The 17,118-nt window shown below is 70.1% G+C and carries 16 protein-coding genes and 1 pseudogene; 7 read left to right on the top strand and 10 right to left on the bottom strand.

What is annotated here, in order from left to right; translation table 11 throughout:
* Positions 1 to 49 precede the first annotated feature (49 nt).
* The 7 genes and pseudogenes from ACE1OC_RS24345 to mscL form a co-directional block, all read left to right on the top strand.
* Positions 50 to 1,390: an MFS transporter gene (locus tag ACE1OC_RS24345; RefSeq protein WP_407838797.1), complete on the top strand. Its 1,341-nt coding sequence runs from the start codon at positions 50 to 52 to the stop codon at positions 1,388 to 1,390.
* A gap of 67 nt (positions 1,391 to 1,457) precedes the next feature.
* Entirely contained in the window at positions 1,458 to 1,766 is a 309-nt protein-coding gene (locus tag ACE1OC_RS24340) for an FmdB family zinc ribbon protein (protein ID WP_407838796.1), read from the top strand.
* Between the two features lie 90 nt (positions 1,767 to 1,856).
* On the top strand, positions 1,857 to 2,690 hold the full coding sequence (locus tag ACE1OC_RS24335) for an S-methyl-5'-thioadenosine phosphorylase (protein ID WP_250737550.1): 834 nt from the start codon (positions 1,857 to 1,859) through the stop codon (positions 2,688 to 2,690).
* A gap of 119 nt (positions 2,691 to 2,809) precedes the next feature.
* Entirely contained in the window at positions 2,810 to 3,367 is a 558-nt protein-coding gene (locus ACE1OC_RS24330; protein ID WP_407838795.1) for a carboxymuconolactone decarboxylase family protein, read from the top strand.
* Between the two features lie 17 nt (positions 3,368 to 3,384).
* Entirely contained in the window at positions 3,385 to 4,137 is a 753-nt protein-coding gene (gene pyrF, locus ACE1OC_RS24325) for an orotidine-5'-phosphate decarboxylase (protein ID WP_407838794.1), read from the top strand.
* A 139-nt stretch (positions 4,138 to 4,276) separates the two neighbouring features.
* A complete protein-coding gene (locus ACE1OC_RS24320; protein WP_407838793.1) occupies positions 4,277 to 4,843 on the top strand; it encodes a hypothetical protein in 567 nt (188 codons plus the stop codon).
* A gap of 120 nt (positions 4,844 to 4,963) precedes the next feature.
* Positions 4,964 to 5,425 (top strand): annotated as a pseudogene (gene mscL, locus ACE1OC_RS24315) (large conductance mechanosensitive channel protein MscL); the annotation flags it as partial.
* A gap of 54 nt (positions 5,426 to 5,479) precedes the next feature.
* Here mscL and ACE1OC_RS24310 read toward each other — a convergent pair.
* From ACE1OC_RS24310 to ACE1OC_RS24265, 10 genes are all read right to left on the bottom strand, one after another.
* Complete coding sequence (locus ACE1OC_RS24310) at positions 5,480 to 5,695, bottom strand: hypothetical protein (protein WP_407841665.1); 216 nt, start codon at positions 5,693 to 5,695, stop codon at positions 5,480 to 5,482.
* Between the two features lie 37 nt (positions 5,696 to 5,732).
* Complete coding sequence (locus ACE1OC_RS24305) at positions 5,733 to 7,160, bottom strand: NarK family nitrate/nitrite MFS transporter (RefSeq protein ID WP_382976811.1); 1,428 nt, start codon at positions 7,158 to 7,160, stop codon at positions 5,733 to 5,735.
* A gap of 2 nt (positions 7,161 to 7,162) precedes the next feature.
* A complete protein-coding gene (locus tag ACE1OC_RS24300; protein ID WP_250737566.1) occupies positions 7,163 to 7,531 on the bottom strand; it encodes a DUF6755 family protein in 369 nt (122 codons plus the stop codon).
* On the bottom strand, positions 7,528 to 8,199 hold the full coding sequence (locus ACE1OC_RS24295; protein ID WP_407838792.1) for a ubiquinol-cytochrome c reductase iron-sulfur subunit: 672 nt from the start codon (positions 8,197 to 8,199) through the stop codon (positions 7,528 to 7,530). Before ACE1OC_RS24295 ends, ACE1OC_RS24300 begins: the two co-directional genes overlap by 4 nt.
* Positions 8,196 to 8,795 (bottom strand): 4Fe-4S dicluster domain-containing protein, encoded by a 600-nt coding sequence (locus ACE1OC_RS24290; RefSeq protein WP_243335392.1) that lies wholly within the window; start codon positions 8,793 to 8,795, stop codon positions 8,196 to 8,198. Before ACE1OC_RS24290 ends, ACE1OC_RS24295 begins: the two co-directional genes overlap by 4 nt.
* Before the next feature lie 6 nt (positions 8,796 to 8,801).
* Positions 8,802 to 11,132, bottom strand: a complete 2,331-nt coding sequence (locus tag ACE1OC_RS24285) for a molybdopterin oxidoreductase family protein (protein WP_407838791.1) — start codon at positions 11,130 to 11,132, stop codon at positions 8,802 to 8,804.
* Positions 11,129 to 12,223, bottom strand: coding sequence for an MFS transporter (locus ACE1OC_RS24280; protein WP_407838790.1), 1,095 nt, complete (start codon positions 12,221 to 12,223; stop codon positions 11,129 to 11,131). Before ACE1OC_RS24280 ends, ACE1OC_RS24285 begins: the two co-directional genes overlap by 4 nt.
* A 105-nt stretch (positions 12,224 to 12,328) precedes the next feature.
* Positions 12,329 to 13,171, bottom strand: a complete 843-nt coding sequence (gene pflA, locus ACE1OC_RS24275) for a pyruvate formate-lyase-activating protein (protein ID WP_407838789.1) — start codon at positions 13,169 to 13,171, stop codon at positions 12,329 to 12,331.
* A 108-nt stretch (positions 13,172 to 13,279) separates the two neighbouring features.
* Positions 13,280 to 15,550 carry a formate C-acetyltransferase gene (pflB, locus tag ACE1OC_RS24270; protein WP_407838788.1) on the bottom strand — a complete coding sequence of 757 codons (2,271 nt, stop codon included), beginning with the start codon at positions 15,548 to 15,550 and terminating at the stop codon, positions 13,280 to 13,282.
* Between the two features lie 239 nt (positions 15,551 to 15,789).
* Positions 15,790 to 17,094: an anaerobic C4-dicarboxylate transporter family protein gene (locus ACE1OC_RS24265; RefSeq protein ID WP_407838787.1), complete on the bottom strand. Its 1,305-nt coding sequence runs from the start codon at positions 17,092 to 17,094 to the stop codon at positions 15,790 to 15,792.
* Between the last annotated feature and the right edge of the window lie 24 nt (positions 17,095 to 17,118).

The raw sequence follows: 17,118 nt of genomic DNA, 5'->3' as shown, positions 1-17,118 counted from the left end.
GCATCGTCCGCAGACGGGGAGTTCTACCAGGCAGCGGAAAGGCCAGGCCGTGACATCCGCGGTCACGACCGACAAGTCCGCCACGTCCACCCGACCCGGCTACGGGCAGCTCCTGCGCACGCCCGGCGCCCTCGGCTTCGTTCTCCCGGGATTCGCCGCGCGACTCCCCTTCGGCATGCTGACGATCAGCATCCTGCTGCTGGTCCAGCACACCACCGGTTCTTACGGAAGCGCCGGCATCGTCGCCGCCTTCACCGGTATCTCCATGGCCGTGTTCGCCCCGGTCATGGGCAAGCTCATCGACCGCCACGGCCAGAGCGCCGTCCTGGTCCCGGTGGCCCTCGTACACGCCACCGCCGTCAGCTCCCTGGTGGCGTTCGCGCTGCTGGGTGCGCCCGTCTGGGCGCTCGCACTGGCGGCCGTCCCCGCCGGTGCATCCGTCCCGCAGGTCGGACCCATGGTCCGGTCCCGCTGGGCGGCCAAGCTCGAGGGCTCCCCGCTGCTGCCCACCGCCGCCGCGTTCGAGTCCGTCACCGACGAGTTCACCTTCGTCGTCGGCCCGGTGCTCGCCACCGCGCTGTGCACCGGCATCAACCCGGCGGCCGGTCTGGTCACCGAGGCCGCGCTGACCCTGATCGGCGGCCTGCTCTTCGCCGCCCAGCGCGCCACGCAGCCCAAGCCCGTCGCCCGCCCGGCGCACGGCGAGAAGCACGCCCCGGCCCTGTCGTTCCACGGCCTGCGCGTCCTGATCGTCGCCTTCATCGGCATCGGCGCCGTCTTCGGCGGCATGCAGGTCTCGCTCGCCGCCTTCTCCGAGGAGATCGGCAACCCGGGCGCCAACGGTCTGCTCTACGGCGTCTTCGCCGCGGGCAACATGATCGCGGGCATCGCCTGCGGTGCGATCGCCTGGAAGATCGGCCCGCGCCGCCGCCTGATCCTCGGCTACATCGGCCTCACCGCGGCCGCCTCGGTCCTGTGGGCCGCGAACTCGATGATCCTGCTCGGCGCGCTCGGCCTGGTCGTCGGTCTGTGCATCGCCCCCGCGCTGATCACCGGCTACACCATGATCGAGCAGCTGGTCCCGGCCGCCTCGCGGACCGAGGCCTTCACCTGGCTCACCGGAGGCGTCGCCTTCGGGCAGGCCGGTGCCGTGACCCTGGCCGGCCGTCTGACGGACGCGCACGGGTCCTCGTACGGGTTCCTCGTGCCCATGGTGGCCACCGCCCTCGCCCTGGCCATCCTGCTGGCGCTGCGTGCGAAGCTGGCCCCGAAGGCCCCGAGCCGGATCGTCAGCTCGTCCAAGCCGGCCGCTTCGGCCACCTCCGCGGCACCCGCCGCGGGTGTGAACGAGCGTGGTCTGGGTCACCGCGTGCCGGTGACGGTGGACTGATCCGCCGGAATACGTCACCATGGAGCGTCGTTAGCACTCATTGAGTGAGAGTGCCAGGAGGAAATTCGTGCCGACCTACCAGTACCAGTGCACCGAGTGCGGTGAGGGCCTTGAGGCCGTGCAGAAGTTCACCGATGACGCGCTGACCGTGTGCCCGAGCTGTGACGGACGCCTGAAGAAGGTGTTCTCCGCGGTCGGCATCGTCTTCAAGGGATCCGGTTTCTACCGGAACGACAGCCGCGGCGCTTCGTCGAGCAGCACCCCTGCCTCGAAGCCCTCGTCGACGCCGGCCGCCACCCCGGCTGCGTCCTCGTCCTCGGCTTCGTCGTCCTCGACCTCGACCTCCTCGTCGTCGTCGAGCTCGTCGGCCGCCTGACGCGCTCCAGGCTCCACCCGGCTCCATCCGAGGCTCTGCAAGTCCCCACGGGACAGCGGGGCCTTCGGCATGCCCCGTTAGGGTGGCGGCATGGCGAATGCAGAGATCGGTGTCATCGGCGGATCGGGCTTCTACTCCTTCCTGGAGGACGTCTCCGAGATCCAGGTGGAGACGCCTTACGGGCCCCCCAGCGACTCCCTCTACCTCGGCGAGCTCGCCGGCCGGACCGTGGCCTTCCTGCCCCGGCACGGCCGTAGCCACACCGTTCCCCCGAACAAGATCAACTACCGGGCCAACCTGTGGGCGCTGCGCTCCGTGGGCGTGCGCCAGGTGCTGGGCCCCTGCGCGGTCGGCGGCCTGCGTCCCGAGTACGGCCCGGGGACGCTGCTCGTTCCCGACCAGCTGGTCGACCGTACGAAGTCCCGCGCCCAGACCTTCTTCGACGGGGAGCCCCTCCCGGACGGCTCGGTCCCCAACGTCGTGCACACCACCTTCGCCGACCCCTACTGCCCGGTGGGCCGCTCGGTGGCACTGGCCGCGGCGCGCGGGCGGGACTGGGAGCCGGTGGACGGCGGCACCATGGTCGTCATCGAGGGGCCCCGCTTCTCGACCCGCGCCGAATCGCAGTGGCACGCCGCGGCCGGCTGGTCGGTGGTCGGCATGACGGGCCACCCCGAGGCGATCCTCGCGCGCGAGCTGGGGCTCTGCTACACCTCGATGGCGCTGGTCACGGACCTGGACGCGGGCGCGGAGACGGGCGACGGGGTCTCCCACACGGAGGTCCTCAAGGTCTTCGGCGAGAACGTCGGGCGGCTGCGCGAGGTCCTCTTCGACGCGGTGGCCGCCCTGCCCCCGACGGAGTCCCGCGACTGCCTGTGCACCCACGCGCACGACGGCTGGGACCTGGGCATCGAGCTGCCGTAGCCGAGCTGCCGCAGAAGAAGTTTCCGGACGGTGTCACGTTTCGCGGGGCCTGCCGGTCTCAGTTGGTGAAGGCCGGGCGAAAGGCGCCCGGCCGGACCCGGCTCCAGGAGGCACCCGCCATGGCACGCATCTCGCTCACCCCGCCCCGCACCCTCCTCAACCGCTTCGGCGCCTGGTACTCGCGCCGCGCCTACGGCAAGGTCCTCGAACCGGGACTGGCCTACGGGCACAACGGGCGCGTGCTGTTCACCTACGTGCGCCTCGAACAGCAGGCGGCGAAGTGGAACGCCCTCGACGGCGGCCTGAAGCACCTCGCGGTGATGGCCGCCGCCGCCCGCATGAACTGCTCGTGGTGCATGGACTTCGGGTACTGGGAGGGCCAGGAGAAGGGGATCGCCCCGGAGAAGGTCGAGAAGGTTCCGGTGTGGCGCGAGGCCAGGGAGGCCTTCACTGAGCTGGAACTGCTCGTCATGGAATACGCCGAGGCCATGACCGAGACCGAGCCGGCCGTCACGGACGAACTCGCCGCCGAACTGATCGAGCGCCTCGGCGAGGCCGCCTTCGTCGAACTCACCGCCATGGTCGCGCTGGAGAACATGCGCTCGCGCGTCAACAGCGCCTTCGGCCTGACCAGCCAGGGCTTCAAGGAGTCCTGCGAGATCCCCGCCGAGCGCTGACCCCGATCATGGGGGCCATGGACAGCAGACAGGTGATCGTCGCCCTCGACTTCGACGACCGGCGGGCCGCCGAAGCCCTCGTGGCGCGCCTCGGGAGCGCCTGCGGCTTCTACAAGGTGGGCCTGGAGCTCCTGACCGCCGCCGGGCCGGACCTCGTGCGCGGGCTCGTCGATCAGGGCCACGAGGTCTTCCTCGACCTGAAGCTCTTCGAGATCCCGAACTCCGTGGCCGGCGCCGTCCGCGCCGCGGGCGCCCTGGGCGCGTCCATGGTGACCGTGCACTCCATGGGCGGTACGGGCATCATGACGGCCGCCGTGGACGCCGCCCGGGAGTTCCCCGGGCTACGGGTGCTCGCGCTGACGGTGGTCACGAGCATGACCGGGAGCGACCTCGCCGACATCGGGATCGGCGCGGGCACCGACGCGCAGGTGCTGCGGCTGGCCCGGCTGGCGGCGGATGCCGGATGCGACGGGGTCGTCGGATCACCCCGGGAGGCCGGCCCGCTGCGGAAGCTGCTGGGGTCGGACCGGCTGATCGTCACGCCGGGGGTGACGCTGCCGGGTGGGGAGACGGGCGCGGAGACCGGTACGCCGACGGGTGCGCAGACCGGTACGCCGACGGGCGCTCAGACCGGCGGGCACGCCCGCTCCGATACCCCGTGGGCCGCCTTCGCGGCCGGGGCCTCGCACGTCGTGGTGGGACGGTCGGTCACCCGGGCGGCGGATCCGGTGGCGGCACTGCGGCGGATCGGGGCCGGGCGGCCCTTGTAACTCCTGCGGGTGAGGGAGATATCCACAAGCTGGGGACGGTCCACAGGTCCGAGCGGGATCCGGCGGGGCGGCGGATCGTGTGGGGTGTCCGGGCGCCGGGTCCGGGCATCGGATCTCGCTCCGTCTGGTGGTGGCCCTCATGACCGCGCACTCCCGCGTCCCCTCCTTCTCCTCACCCCACGTCCACACCCCCGCCCGCACCTCCCCCGTCCCCCGCCCCTCCCCTTCCGCTCCGTGTCCCCCGGCACGCTCCGTTCCCCTCTTCGCCCCGCTCCGCGTGGGGCGGGCCGGGGACCGGCTGCGCAGGGCGGTGCGGCGCCGGCGGCGCGGGGCCGCGGCCGGGCTGGCCGTCGTGGCGGCCGTGCTGGCCGTGGGCGGCACCGAGGCGCGTGCCTCGCGCGGCTCCGCACCTCCGCCGGCACAGCCCCCTCCGGCGGCGGTGCGGCTGGTGTCGGCGCCGGTGCGGATCGCGGACGCGGCGACCGTACGGCTGCTGCGCCCCGGGGACCGGGTGGACGTGGTCGCGGCGGAGCGCGGCGGGCCGCCCCGGGTGGTGGCGGCGGGGGCCCGGGTCGCCGAAGTACCCGCTCCGGAGCCGGGCGTTGGGGACGGCGGGGCGCTGGTGGTGCTGTCCGTGCCCCGGGACACCGCGCGGGCTCTCGTGGGAGCGGGGACCGTGTCCCGACTGGCGGTGACGTTGTGTTGAATCGCACGAACGTGCAGTCAAGTCACCTCGAGGTGGGGGTCGATTGGACACCCCGGGCCCAAACTGCCGTAGCTTTCGGAACCGTTGGCTCCATGTTCGGCAGATGCGAAGAAAGGCTCAGTGGTGAGCGAGAAGAAGAAGGAGAGCATCCTGGCAGGCTTCAAGGCCTTCCTGATGCGCGGCAACGTGGTCGACCTGGCGGTCGCCGTGGTCATCGGTGCCGCGTTCACGAACATCGTGAACTCCGTCGTGAAGGGCCTGATCAGCCCGGTGATCGGCCTCGTCGGCACGCAGAGTCTGGACGCCTACAAGAGCTGCATCAAGGACCCCTGCGGGATCGGCGCGGACGGCAAGCCGACGGGCGTGGAGCTCCTCTGGGGCTCGGTGCTCAACGCCGCGCTGACCTTCCTGATCACCGCCGCGGTCGTCTACTTCCTGATGGTCCTGCCGATGGCGAAGTACCTCGCCAAGGTGGAGCAGCGCCGCAAGGCGAAGGAAGGCGTCCAGGAGACCATGGAGATCACCGAGCTGGTGGTCCTCAAGGAGATCCGCGACGAGCTGATCGCCCAGCGCGGCGCGGGTGGCGGGAACGTCCACTCCGACGCTCCGAGCCCCGGCTCTAGGCGGGCCCTGCGGTCAGACGTGGTGCGGAGGCTTCTCGTCGAGGAAGCGGGCCAGGTCGGCCGCGCTTCCGCCGGCGGGCGGCCGCTCGCCCCAGCCCCGGTCGGTGTCGTCCGAGGACTGCTGGTCCAGCGGGTCGCCGAAGTCCAGGCGCGGCTTCGGCCGCGACTTCGGCTGGGATTCCGGGTCGGTCTTCGGTGCGTGCGGGTCGGTGGCGGGGGCGTCGCTCATGCCTCCAGGGTACGGCCGCCCCCGCCGCCGGCCCCGCTCAGCTGGGAGCCTCGGCGCCCTTGCGGGCGTAGAACCACCAGCACACCACCAGGCACGTCGCGTAGAAGCCGATGAAGATCCACAGTGCGTTGGTCACGGCCATGGCCGCGAACATCGCGGGGATGAAGAAGAAGCCGTAGGCCGCGATGGCCGAGGAGAAGCCGGTGACGGCGCCCGACTCCATCTCCGACTGCTTGAGCGCCGCGGCCTGCGCCTCGGGGCCCTTGCCCTCGGCCTGCTTCATGTGGTGGTCCCGGAAGATCACCGGGATCTGCCGGAAGGTCGAGCCGTTGCCCAGGCCGGAGAAGGCGAAGGCCACCAGGAAGCCGATGTAGAAGGGCCAGAAGTCGCCCTCCTGTCCACCGGACGGCAGCGCGAAGATCACCACGACGAGGGCCGCCGCCATGCCGATGAAGGACAGGATGGTGACCCTGGCTCCGCCGATCTTGTCCGAGAGCCAGCCGCCGCCCCAGCGCGTGAGGGCCCCGATGAACGGGCCGATCCAGGCGTAGGTGGTGGCCTGGTAGCCCTGCCCCTCGAAGTTGTTCTTGATCAGCAGCGGCAGGGCGGCCGCGAAGCCGATGAAGGACCCGAAGGTTCCGACGTACAGCCAGGTCATCAGCCAGTTGTGCTTGCGCTTGAAGATGATCTTCTGCTGGCTGAAGGGGGCCGCGGCCACCTTCAGGTCGTTCATCAGGAACCAGGCGGCGAGCGCCATGATGACCAGCAGCGGCACCCACAGGAAGGCGCCGTTCTGCAACCAGACGTCGGTGTTCTTCTTCGCGTCGTGCTGGGGTCCGCCCGCCGGGGCGCCCAGGACGGCCGCGGTGACGACCAGCGGGGCGATCAGCTGGACCACGCTCACGCCGAGGTTGCCGAGGCCGCCGTTGAGGCCGTTGGCACTGCCCTTCTCCCGCTTGGGGAAGAAGAAGCCGATGTTCGCCATCGAGGAGGCGAAGTTCGCGCCGCCGATGCCGCACACGGCCGCGATCAGGGCCAGCTCCCAGTACGGCGTACCGGTGTCCTGGAGCGCGAAGCCCAGCCACAGCATCGGCGCGATCAGGATGATCGTGCTGAAGGCGGTGAACTTCCGCTCGCCGAACATCGGCCCGATGAAGGTGTAGAGGATCCGGAAGGTGCCGCCGGTGATGCCGGGGATGGCGGTCAGCCAGAACAGCTGCGACTTCGAGAAGCCGAAGCCGACGTCGTTCAGCCTGACCACGGTCACCGACCAGACCTGCCAGACCACGAAGCCGAGCATCAGGGCCGGGATCGAGACCCAGAGGTTGCGCTGGGCGACCCGGTGGCCTTTGGACTGCCAGAAGCCCTCGTCCTCCGGCCGCCAGTCGGCGATGGTGGCCCCGGGCTTGTAGCTCTCTGCGCGGTGGCTGCGCGGCGCCGACGAAGTCGGCGTGGGTATCGACATGGTCATCGGTCCTTCGGGTCGAGGAGCCACAGTCCGATCACGACGAGGAAGGACAGGATCAGGAATCCCGCTCCCCACCAGGCCGTGCCGGTGTTTCCCTTCATCCACTCGTTGACGGTCACGGTGAGCGCCCAGAGCTGGCCGATCACGACCGTGAGGGCCAGGGCGAGGCGTGCGTTGAGCCGTGAGGAGCGCTCGGGCTCCTGCTCGGTGCCGGCTCCCGGGCCCGGGCCCGTGCTCCGGATCCGGGGGTCCCCGTACCCGCTGGTGGAGCGGATCTGCGGGTACCTCTCCTGCACCGGGCGGTTGAGCCTCGGCTGGGCACTGCCCGGGTGGTACTCCGGGCGGGGCGGCAGCGGTGTCTCGCTCATGTCGGCCTCCTCTCGGTGGATCCCGCCCTGGCCGAGCCGGGGCAGCCCAGGCGGGCGGACTCCACGGGGTGGGAGTCGCCGAACTGCCGGCAGAGCGCGTCCTTGGCCGGCTCGCCCGACCGGGCGGTGGCGACGGCCCAGACGCTGCCGTCGGCCTGCTCGGTCAGGTAGATCCTCGGCAGCGGGCGCGGCGGCGGACCGGCCGTCACCTCGCCGGTGCGGGCGTCGAAGACACCCTCGTGGCAAGGGCAGTACAGCTCCCCGTCGGGGCCGCGGTCCTTGCGCCACAGCACGCCGCAGGCCAGGTGGGTACAGACGGCGGAGTAGCCCACGAGGGAGCCGTCCCCGAGGCGCACCGCCAGGGCCCGGTCGTCCTCGCCGGGGAACCGGAAGGCCACGGACTCGCCGGGTGCCAGCCGGTCGGCGACCTTCTTCGGATCGGGCAGGCCCTCGTTGTCCCCGTGCCGGTGCAGGATGCCGGCGGCGACGCCGACACCGCCGATGGCCAGGCCTCCGGAGACGGTGGCGACGATCCGCAGGTAGTCCCGGCGGGTGGTGAGGGAGTCGGCGCTGATCCGGTCGCGCAGCTGCTCGATCGCGGCGTCGGCGGCCGCTCCGCCGTCGGGTGCCGGACCTGGGTGTGGAGGGGGCTGCTCGGTGACGCTCATCGGACGTCCCTTCCGTTGATCTCGACGACGGGCAGGCCGCCGGGGACGGGCCACTGGACCTTGTCGGCGGGGACGACCATGGCCACGCCGGTCTGGACGACGACGTCGCCGAAGACGAAGGAGTCGGCCACCTGGACGCCGGGGCGCTCGGCCTGGAGCTCTTCGAGGGTTCCGTAGAAGAGGGCCCCGGTCGGGCAGACGGTCGCGCACATCGGGGCGAGGCCGTAGGCGGTGCGGTCGTAGCAGAGGTTGCACTTCATCTGCAGCTTCGCCTGGAGGTCGATCTTCGGGATGCCGAAGGGGCAGGCGTTGACGCAGTTGGAGCAGCCGATGCAGCGGGTGGTGTCGGCCTGCTGGACCACCCCGTCGGCGGTCACCAGGATCGCGTCGGCGGGACAGACCTCGGCGCAGGGCGCGACCGGGTCCTCGCAGTGCATGCAGACGCTGGGGAGGGAGGCGACGGACATGCCGGGTTCGGTGTAGTCCAGGTGGATCATCGATTTGCCGCGGTGCGAATCGCACTCGCGGCACGCCGAGACGCACGCCTGGCAGCCGATGCAGCGACCCGGGTCGATGAAGATCGTGCGGCCCATCATGGCGGGTCAGCTCCTCTCTGCCGTGCCACGGCCCTGCGGGGACGTGGGGGGCAGGGGGTCGGTGCGGGAGACCTGGGCCTCCGGATAGGCCTCACGGCCCGGCGGGGTGGGCGGCGCGGGCACCTCGTCGACCCGCTCGGCGGCCTCGATCCGGGCGGCGCAGACCTTGTACTCGGGGATCTTCGAGCGGGGGTCGAGGGCGTCGATGGTCAGGGCGTTCGCGGCCGTCGGGACGGGCCAGTGGTACGGGATGAAGACGGTGTCGGGGCGGATCGCCTCGGTGACCAGGGCCGGGAACACCTCGCTGCCGCGCCGGGTGACGACCCGGACCGGCTCGCCGTTGCGGAAGCCGTGCGAGGGGTGGACCTCCACCCAGGGGCGGGGGGTCTGCTCGACGAGGGCGCCGAGGCGGCGGGTCTGGTTGCCGGAGAGGAAGTGCGCGACGGTGCGGCCGGTGGTGAGGGAGAGGGGGTACTCCTCGGTGTAGGCGTCCATGGGCGGATGCCATTCCACGACCTGCATGTGGATCTTGCCGTCGGGGTGGTAGGTCCGGCCGTCCTCGAACAGCCGGGGGGTGCCCGGGTGCTCGGTGGAGGGGCAGGGCCAGACGATCCCGCCGGTCTCGTCGAGGCGGTCGTAGGTGATGCCGTAGTAGTCGTTGACCGTGCCGGCGGAGGCGACGCGCAGCTCCTCGAACACCTCGCGGGAGCCGGGGAAGTCGAAGTGCTTCCCGGCGCCGAGCCGTCGCGCGAGCTCGCAGATGACCCAGGTGTCGGTGCGCACTCCGGCCGGGGGCTCCTGGGCCTTGTTGTGCTTGACCACGCGGGCCTCGGCGTTGGCCATCACACCCTCGTCCTCGGCCCAGGTGGTGACGGGGAAGACCACATGGGCGTTGGCCGCGGTCTCGGAGAGGAAGAAGTCGAACTGGGCGTGGAACTCGGCGGTGTCGTAGCCGTCCTTGACCACCGCGTAGTTGGGGAGGGAGACGAACGGGTTGTTGCAGATGCCGATGAGGCCGCGGATCTCCCTCCGCTGCATCTGCCAGACCATCTCCATCATGGAGGTGCCGGCGCCGGGGAGTTCGGACTCCTCGATGCCCCAGATCTGGCAGATCTGCTTGCGGTGCTCCGGATTGGTGATGGAGCGGCCGCCGGGCAGCAGGTCGGACTTCTGGCCGTGCTCGCGGCCGCCCTGACCGTTGCCCTGGCCGGTGATGGTGCCGTAGCCGGCGCCGGGCTTGCCGATGTGGCCGGTGGCCACGCAGAGGTTGATGACGGACAGGCAGTTCTCGACGCCCTGGGAGTGGTGCTCGATGCCGCGGGCGTGCCAGGCCATGGCCTTGTCCGCGCCGGCGAAGACGCGTGCCACCTGGACGATCTGCGAGGCCGGTACCCCGCAGATCTCCGCGGACCGGGACGGCGGGTACTCGGCGACGGTCTTCTTGACCTCGTCCCAGCCGGTGGTGTTCGCGGCGATGTAGGCCTCGTCGGTGAGGCCTTCGGCGATGACCACGTTCAGCACGGCGTTGAAGAAGGCCGAGTCGGTGCCCGGCTTGATCGCGACGTGGATGTCGGCGGTGCGGGCGATGGCCGTCTCGCGCGGGTCGATCACGATCAGCGAGGCGCCGCGGTCCCGTGCACCCCATAGGTACTGGGTCATCACGGGGAAGCACTCCCCCACGTTCGACCCGGCGATGAGCAGGCAGTCGGTGAGGAGGATGTCGGAGAAGGGGTTTCCGGCCCGGTCGATGCCGAAGGCGAGCTTGTTGGCTCCGGCGGCGCTGACCATGCACAGGCGGCCGTTGTAGTCGACGTGCTTGGTCTTCAGCGCGACCCGGGCGAACTTGCCGACCAGGTAGGTCTTCTCGGAGAACAGGCTGGCCCCGCCGAGCAGCCCGAAGGCGTCGTTGCCGTGGGCCGCCTGGATGCGCCGGATCTCGGAGACGGTGAAGTCCAGGGCCTCGTCCCAGGAGCACTCCTTGAACTCCTCGTCCCGGGAGCGCCGCATCAGCGGGGCGGTCAGCCGGTCGGGGTGGTTGACCTGCTGGTAGGCGTTGATGCCCTTGGGGCACAGCCGCATCCGGTTGATGTCGTGGTTGCGGGGCTCCACGCCGAAGACCTTGCCGCCCTTGTCCACGCGCAGGTACATCCCGCACTGCACCCCGCAGAAGCAGCAGTGGGTGGGGACCAGGGTCTCGCCGTTCTGGTCGGCGTGCCACTGGTCGGCGGGGATGCCCCCGGCGTCGCGGAAGTTGCGGGTGCCGGGCGGTGCGATGGAGGGGTCGATGGAGACGCGTACGGGCCGGGACGCGGCCTTGGCGGGGTCGGTCGCGGTCACTTGAACCCTTTCTTGACGTGGCTCAGGTAGGCGTTGCCGCGCAGGACCCGCTTGCAGCGCGGGCAGTATTCGACGAAGGCGTTGAAGTCGAGGTTGAGGTCCTGCATGGTGCCGCGCAGGTTCTCGACGTACGGGGTGGTGTCGATGGGCTCCTCGCAGCGCTTGCAGAGGAAGACCTGCTCGTCCTGGCGGGCCGTGTACTTGAAGAGCTGCATGCCGACGGCGGCCGGGCGCTGGACGATGTGGAAGAACTTCCCGAACGGGATGTAGATGAGGGTGAACACCACCGACACCATGTGCAGGATCGCGAGGAACTCGTATCCGCCGCCGTGCAGGAAGATCGAGGAGAAGGTCAGCAGCAGACCGGTCACGGAGATGACGATCAGGCAGATCAGCGGCAGCAGGTCGTAGGCGAAGCGCTGGCCGGTCATGGCCCCGCGGTCCCTCATCCGCCGGTACAGGAAGTACGAGGCTCCGGGGATGACGAGGACGGCCGCGATGTCCAGGCCGTGGAACATCAGCCAGCCCAGGATGTTGAGGGAGTTGAATCCGAGGACCTTGATGCCCCAGATCCGCATCTCGTACCCGGGGCCCGTCGCGCTGTCGCCTGTGAAGGTGAACCAGCCCCAGGTCAGCGGGAAGGTGATCGCCGCAGCGAGCAGGCAGCCCCAGAACATCAGCTGGTGGGCGATCCAGCGGGGGCGCGAGCGGGCACCGAGGAACTTCTGGAAGCCGAGGTAGGTGGCGATCATCTTCGGCACGGCGGTGGGCGCCTTGCGGAAGTTGTCTGCCGAGAAGAAGCTGCCGAAGCCCTTTTTGAACAGGCGGCGCGCGCCGGGGGCCGAGACCCACACGGTGTACCGGTAGGCCACGCCGAAGGCCAGGAAGACGGTGGCGACGGCGTAGGGAAGCAGGGCCGAGTCGAAGTCCCGCAACAGTCTGCTGCCGAGCACGATCGCGACGATGAGCAGGAGCGAGACGACGGTGCCGGCCAGGGTGGCCCGTGCGGTGACGGACCGCCCGGCCGGCGGCGGGGTCTCGGGCGCCGGTGGGGGCGGCGCGGCGTCGATGACATCTGAGGGCTCGGACACAGCACCACGCTAGGTGGTCTGTACCGATTTGGCCCGTTATATGGAGCGTACCGGTGCGCCGTTCGAGTGAAGGCTCGGGCGGGCCCGCGCGCGGGCCCCCGACCCTCAGACCGCGTGCAGTCCCTGCGCGGCGAATACCGCCTTCGCCTCGGCGACCTGTCCGGCGGTCGGCGACGGCGTGTCGTGGAGGGTGAACTTCATGTCGAGCGCCTCCCACTTGCTCTCGCCGAGCTTGTGGAAGGGCAGGACGTCGACCCTCGAGACGTTGCCGAGGGTCCCGGCGAAGGCGGCGACGCCCTCGACGTTCTCCCGGGCGTCGGTCAGTCCCGGCACCAGCACGAACCGCAGGTGCACCTCCTTGCCGAGGTCGGCGAGGCGGCGGGCGAAGTCGAGGGTGGGCTCCAGCGGGCGGCCGGTCACCTTCTTGTACGTCTCGCGGTCCCAGGACTTGATGTCGAGCAGGACCAGGTCCACGTCGCGCAGCAGCGCGTCGGTGGCGCGGGCGCCGAGGAAACCGGAGGTGTCCAGCGCGGTGTGCAGTCCGAGGTCGTTCTTCATCCGGTGCAGCAGTTCGCCGGCGAAGACGGGCTGGAGCAGCGGTTCGCCGCCCGAGATGGTGGCACCGCCCCCGGAGGCGGCGATGAACTTGGTGTACTTGCGGGCCTCTGCGATGACGTCGTCGGCCGAGGTGCGCTTGCCGTTGCGCATCCGCATGGTGTCGGGGTTGTGGCAGTACAGGCAGGTCAGCGGGCAGCCGGACAGGAAGGTCACGAACCGGGTCCCGGGGCCGTCGACCCCGGTGGACAGGTCCCAGGAGTGCACCGTGCCCTCGCTCGGCCGCTGGGTCGCGGCGGCGGCGGGCGTCTGGCCGGCGCTGAGCTGGCCGGGGCCCACGCTGATCGCGTTGGCGTGGCCGACGGGGAGGCTCGTACCGAAGAGGACGGTCATGGCAGGTGCTCCAGCTTCCAGATTCCGTGGGCTGATCTGGTGACGCGCGGTCCCGGGGCCGGGTGACGGCCGGCCCCGGGCCGCGCGTGCTCGTGGATCTCTCGAAGGTCAGAGAGAACCGTGGAAGGTGCGGTTCAGCACGTCGAGCTGCTGAGCGCGCGTGAGGCGGACGAAGTTCACCGCGTATCCGCTGACGCGGATGGTGAGCTGCGGGTAGTTCTCCGGGTGCTCCATGGCGTCCATGAGCGTGTCGCGGTTGAGCACGTTCACGTTCATGTGGAAGCCGTCGACCGCCATGTAGCCGTCGAGGACGCCCGCCAGGTTCTTGATCCGCTCCTCGGGGGTGCGGCCCAGGCCGTCGGGGGTGACGGTGTTGGTCAGCGAGATGCCGTCCTCGGCGTCCTCGTACGGGAGCTTCGCGACCGACAGCGCCGAGGTGACGTAGCCGTGGGTGTCGCGGCCGTTCATCGGGTTGGCGCCCGGGGAGAAGGGCTCGCCGGCGCGGCGTCCGTCCGGCGTGTTGCCGGTCTTCTTGCCGTAGACCACGTTCGAGGTGATGGTCAGCACCGACTGGGTGTGCTCGGCACCGCGGTACGTCGGGTGCTTGCGGATCTTCTTCATGAACTCCTCGACCAGCCAGACGGCGATCGAGTCGACACGGTCGTCGTTGTTGCCGTAGGCCGGGTAGTCGCCCTCGATGGTGTAGTCGGTGGCGAGACCGGTCTCGTCGCGCACGGCGGTGACCTTGGCGTACTTGATGGCGGCCAGCGAGTCGGCGGCGACCGAGAGACCGGCGATGCCGCAGGCCATGGTGCGGCGCACGTCGCGGTCGTGGAGCGCCATCTCGATGCGCTCGTAGGCGTACTTGTCGTGCATGTAGTGGATGACGTTCAGGGCGTGCACGTAGGTGTCGGCGAGCCACTCCATCTGCTCGTCGAACTTCGCCATGACCTCGTCGTAGTCCAGCACCTCGGAGGTGAGGGCGCCGGTGGACGGGCCGACCTGGGCTCCGGACTTCTCGTCGCGGCCGCCGTTGATCGCGTAGAGCAGGGTCTTGGCGAGGTTCACGCGGGCGCCGAAGAACTGCATCTGCTTGCCGACCGGCATGGCCGAGACGCAGCAGGCGATGGCGGTGTCGTCGCCGAAGCGCGGGCGCATCAGCTCGTCGGACTCGTACTGCACCGAGGAGGTGTCGATCGAGACCCTGGCGCAGAACTCCTTGAAGCCCTGCGGGAGCTGGGGCGACCAGAAGACGGTCATGTTCGGCTCGGGGGCCGGACCGAGGTTGTAGAGGGTGTGGAGGTAGCGGAACGAGGTCTTGGTGACCAGCGGACGGCCGTCCTCGCCCATTCCGGCGATCGACTCGGTGACCCAGGTGGGGTCGCCGGAGAAGAGCTCGTCGTACTCCGGGGTGCGCAGGAAACGGACGATGCGGAGCTTGATGATGAAGTCGTCGACCAGCTCCTGGGCCTGCTCCTCGGTGAGGATGCCGGCCTCGATGTCGCGCTGGAGGTAGACGTCGATGAAGGTGGAGGTGCGGCCGAGCGACATGGCCGCGCCGTTCTGCTCCTTCACGGCGGCCAGGTACGCGAAGTACAGCCACTGGATGGCCTCGCGGCCGGTGGCGGCCGGGCCGGAGATGTCGTAGCCGTAGGAGGCGGCCATCGCCTTGAGCTCGGCGAGGGCGCGGATCTGCTCGGAGAGCTCCTCGCGCAGGCGGATCGTCTCCTCCAGCGAGCGGTTGCCCGCGGGGAGGGAGTTGATCTCCTCCTTCTCCTCCTTCTTGACGGCGATGAGGCGGTCGACACCGTAGAGCGACACGCGGCGGTAGTCGCCGATGATGCGGCCGCGGCCGTAGGCGTCCGGCAGGCCGGTCACGATGCCGGCCTTGCGGGCGGCGCGGATGTCGGGGGTGTACGCGTCGAAGACACCGGCGTTGTGGGTCTTGCGGTACTCCGTGAAGACCTTCTCCAGGTCGTCGGAGACGGGGTAGCCGTAGGTCTCCAGGGCGCCGGCGACCATGCGCCAGCCGCCGTAGGGCATGATCGCGCGCTTGAGCGGGGCGTCCGTCTGGAGGCCGACGATCAGGTCCTTGTCGCGGTCGATGTATCCGGGGGCGTGCGCGGTGATCGACGACGGGATGTCGTACGCGACGTCGTAGACGCCCTTCTCGCGCTCCTCCGGGAACTTGTCCGTGATCGCCTTCCACACGGCGGTGGTGCGCTCGGTGGGGCCGGCGAGGAAGGTGTCGTCACCCTCGTACGGCGTGTAGTTCTGCTGGATGAAGTCGCGGACGTCGATGGCGTCGCGCCACAGACCGCCCTTGAAGCCGTTCCAGGCCTCGCCGTTCTTCGTGGTTTCCGCAGGGGTGGCAGTCATCGCCCGCACCTTCCGAGTCGCCTCATTGCTTGTATCCATTGCACGCCTTTTGATCGATCATTTGGCGCCGCGTTGGTCCCGAGCTGGGGCCCGAAAGTCCCCTGATCCCCGACCCCAAGGGTCTCCCATCACGCCTGACCTGGCACTTTGAGCAGGCCAAAGGTCCATCGTGCGCTTGTGAAAACTTTCACAAGATTCTGTGGGGTGTACCGGAGCAGGCCGGAAAGGGGCGGAACCGGTCAGACAATCCGAACCAGAGCGAAGCCTGTGGATACCGCGACGCACGTGGTGATCAGGCCGGGCAGCATGAAGGAGTGGTTGACGACGAAGCGGCCGACGCGGGTGGTGCCGGTCCTGTCGAAGTTGATCGCCGCGATGAAGGTGCCGTAGGTGGGGAGCAGGAAGTAGCCGTTCACGGCGGGCCACATCGCGATGAGGAGGGGGGCCGGGATACCGAGGGCGAGCCCGAGGGGCATCAGTGCCTTGGTGGTCGTGGCCTGGCTGAACAGCAGCGCGGAGAGGAGCAGCAGCATGATCGCGAAGAACCACGGGTGGTCCTGTGCGACCCCGCCGAGCGCACCGGTGATCCGGGCCTCGTTGGCGCCGATGAAGGACAGCCCCAGCCACGACAGCCCGAAGACGCCGATGACGGCGACGAGCCCGGACTTGGCCACGTCCGTGCCGGGTATCCGCTTGGCGTCGACCTTGCACAGCAGCAGGATCAGCGCGGCCACGGCCATCATCAGGATCTCGATGGTGGCGGGCATCGAGAGCGGGCCCTTGGCCGTCTCGGGGCGCAGGGCCGGGAAGAGTCCGCTGAGGACGACGGCGATGGTCCCGCCGAGGAAGAGGTACGCGGACCAGCGCGCCCGAGGCCGCAGCGGCGGGGCGGCCTCGGCCGGCGCAGGAGCCTCGATCTCACCGGCGGCCAGCCGGCGCAGGTACTCGGCGTCCTGGCCGAGCTCCCTGCCGATCCGGGACTGCACGGTGGCCGCGACGAGCACGCCGAGCAGCGTGGACGGCACGGCGACGGCCATGATCCGGGGCAGGTTCCAGCCGTCCCCGTCGAACATCACGATCATGGCGGCCATGGCCGCGGAGACGGGCGAGGCGGTGATACCGAAGGTGGCCGCGATGGAGGCGACCGCGATGGGCCGCTCGGGCCGGACGCCGCCTTCGCGGGCCACGTCGTGGATCACGGGGAGCAGGGGGTAGAAGACGTGGGCGGTGCCGGCGCCCAGGGTGAAGGCCCAGGACACGAGGGGAGCCACGTAGACCACCCGGCTGGGCTTGCGGCGGATCGCCTTCTCGGCCAGTCCGACGAGGTAGTCGATGCCCCCGGCCGCCTCCATCGCGGCGGCGGCCATGATCACCGCGAGGATGATCAGCATGACGTCGACGATGCCGGAGGTGTCGGCGGGGGTGACCCCGAAGAACGTCGCGAGCACGAAGACCCCGACGGCTCCCCAGAGCCCCATGGCCACCCCGCCCTTGCGGGACCCGAGAGCGATGGCCGCCACCATGACGGCGAGTTGCAGGAACATGCCGATCACTGCGTGGCCTTTCAG

The sequence above is a fragment of the Streptomyces stoeckheimensis genome (assembly GCF_045822005.1).
Classification (GTDB): domain Bacteria; phylum Actinomycetota; class Actinomycetes; order Streptomycetales; family Streptomycetaceae; genus Streptomyces; species Streptomyces stoeckheimensis.
Note: the sequence above shows the minus strand (reverse complement) of the source record. Positions and strands in the feature narration are given on the sequence as shown.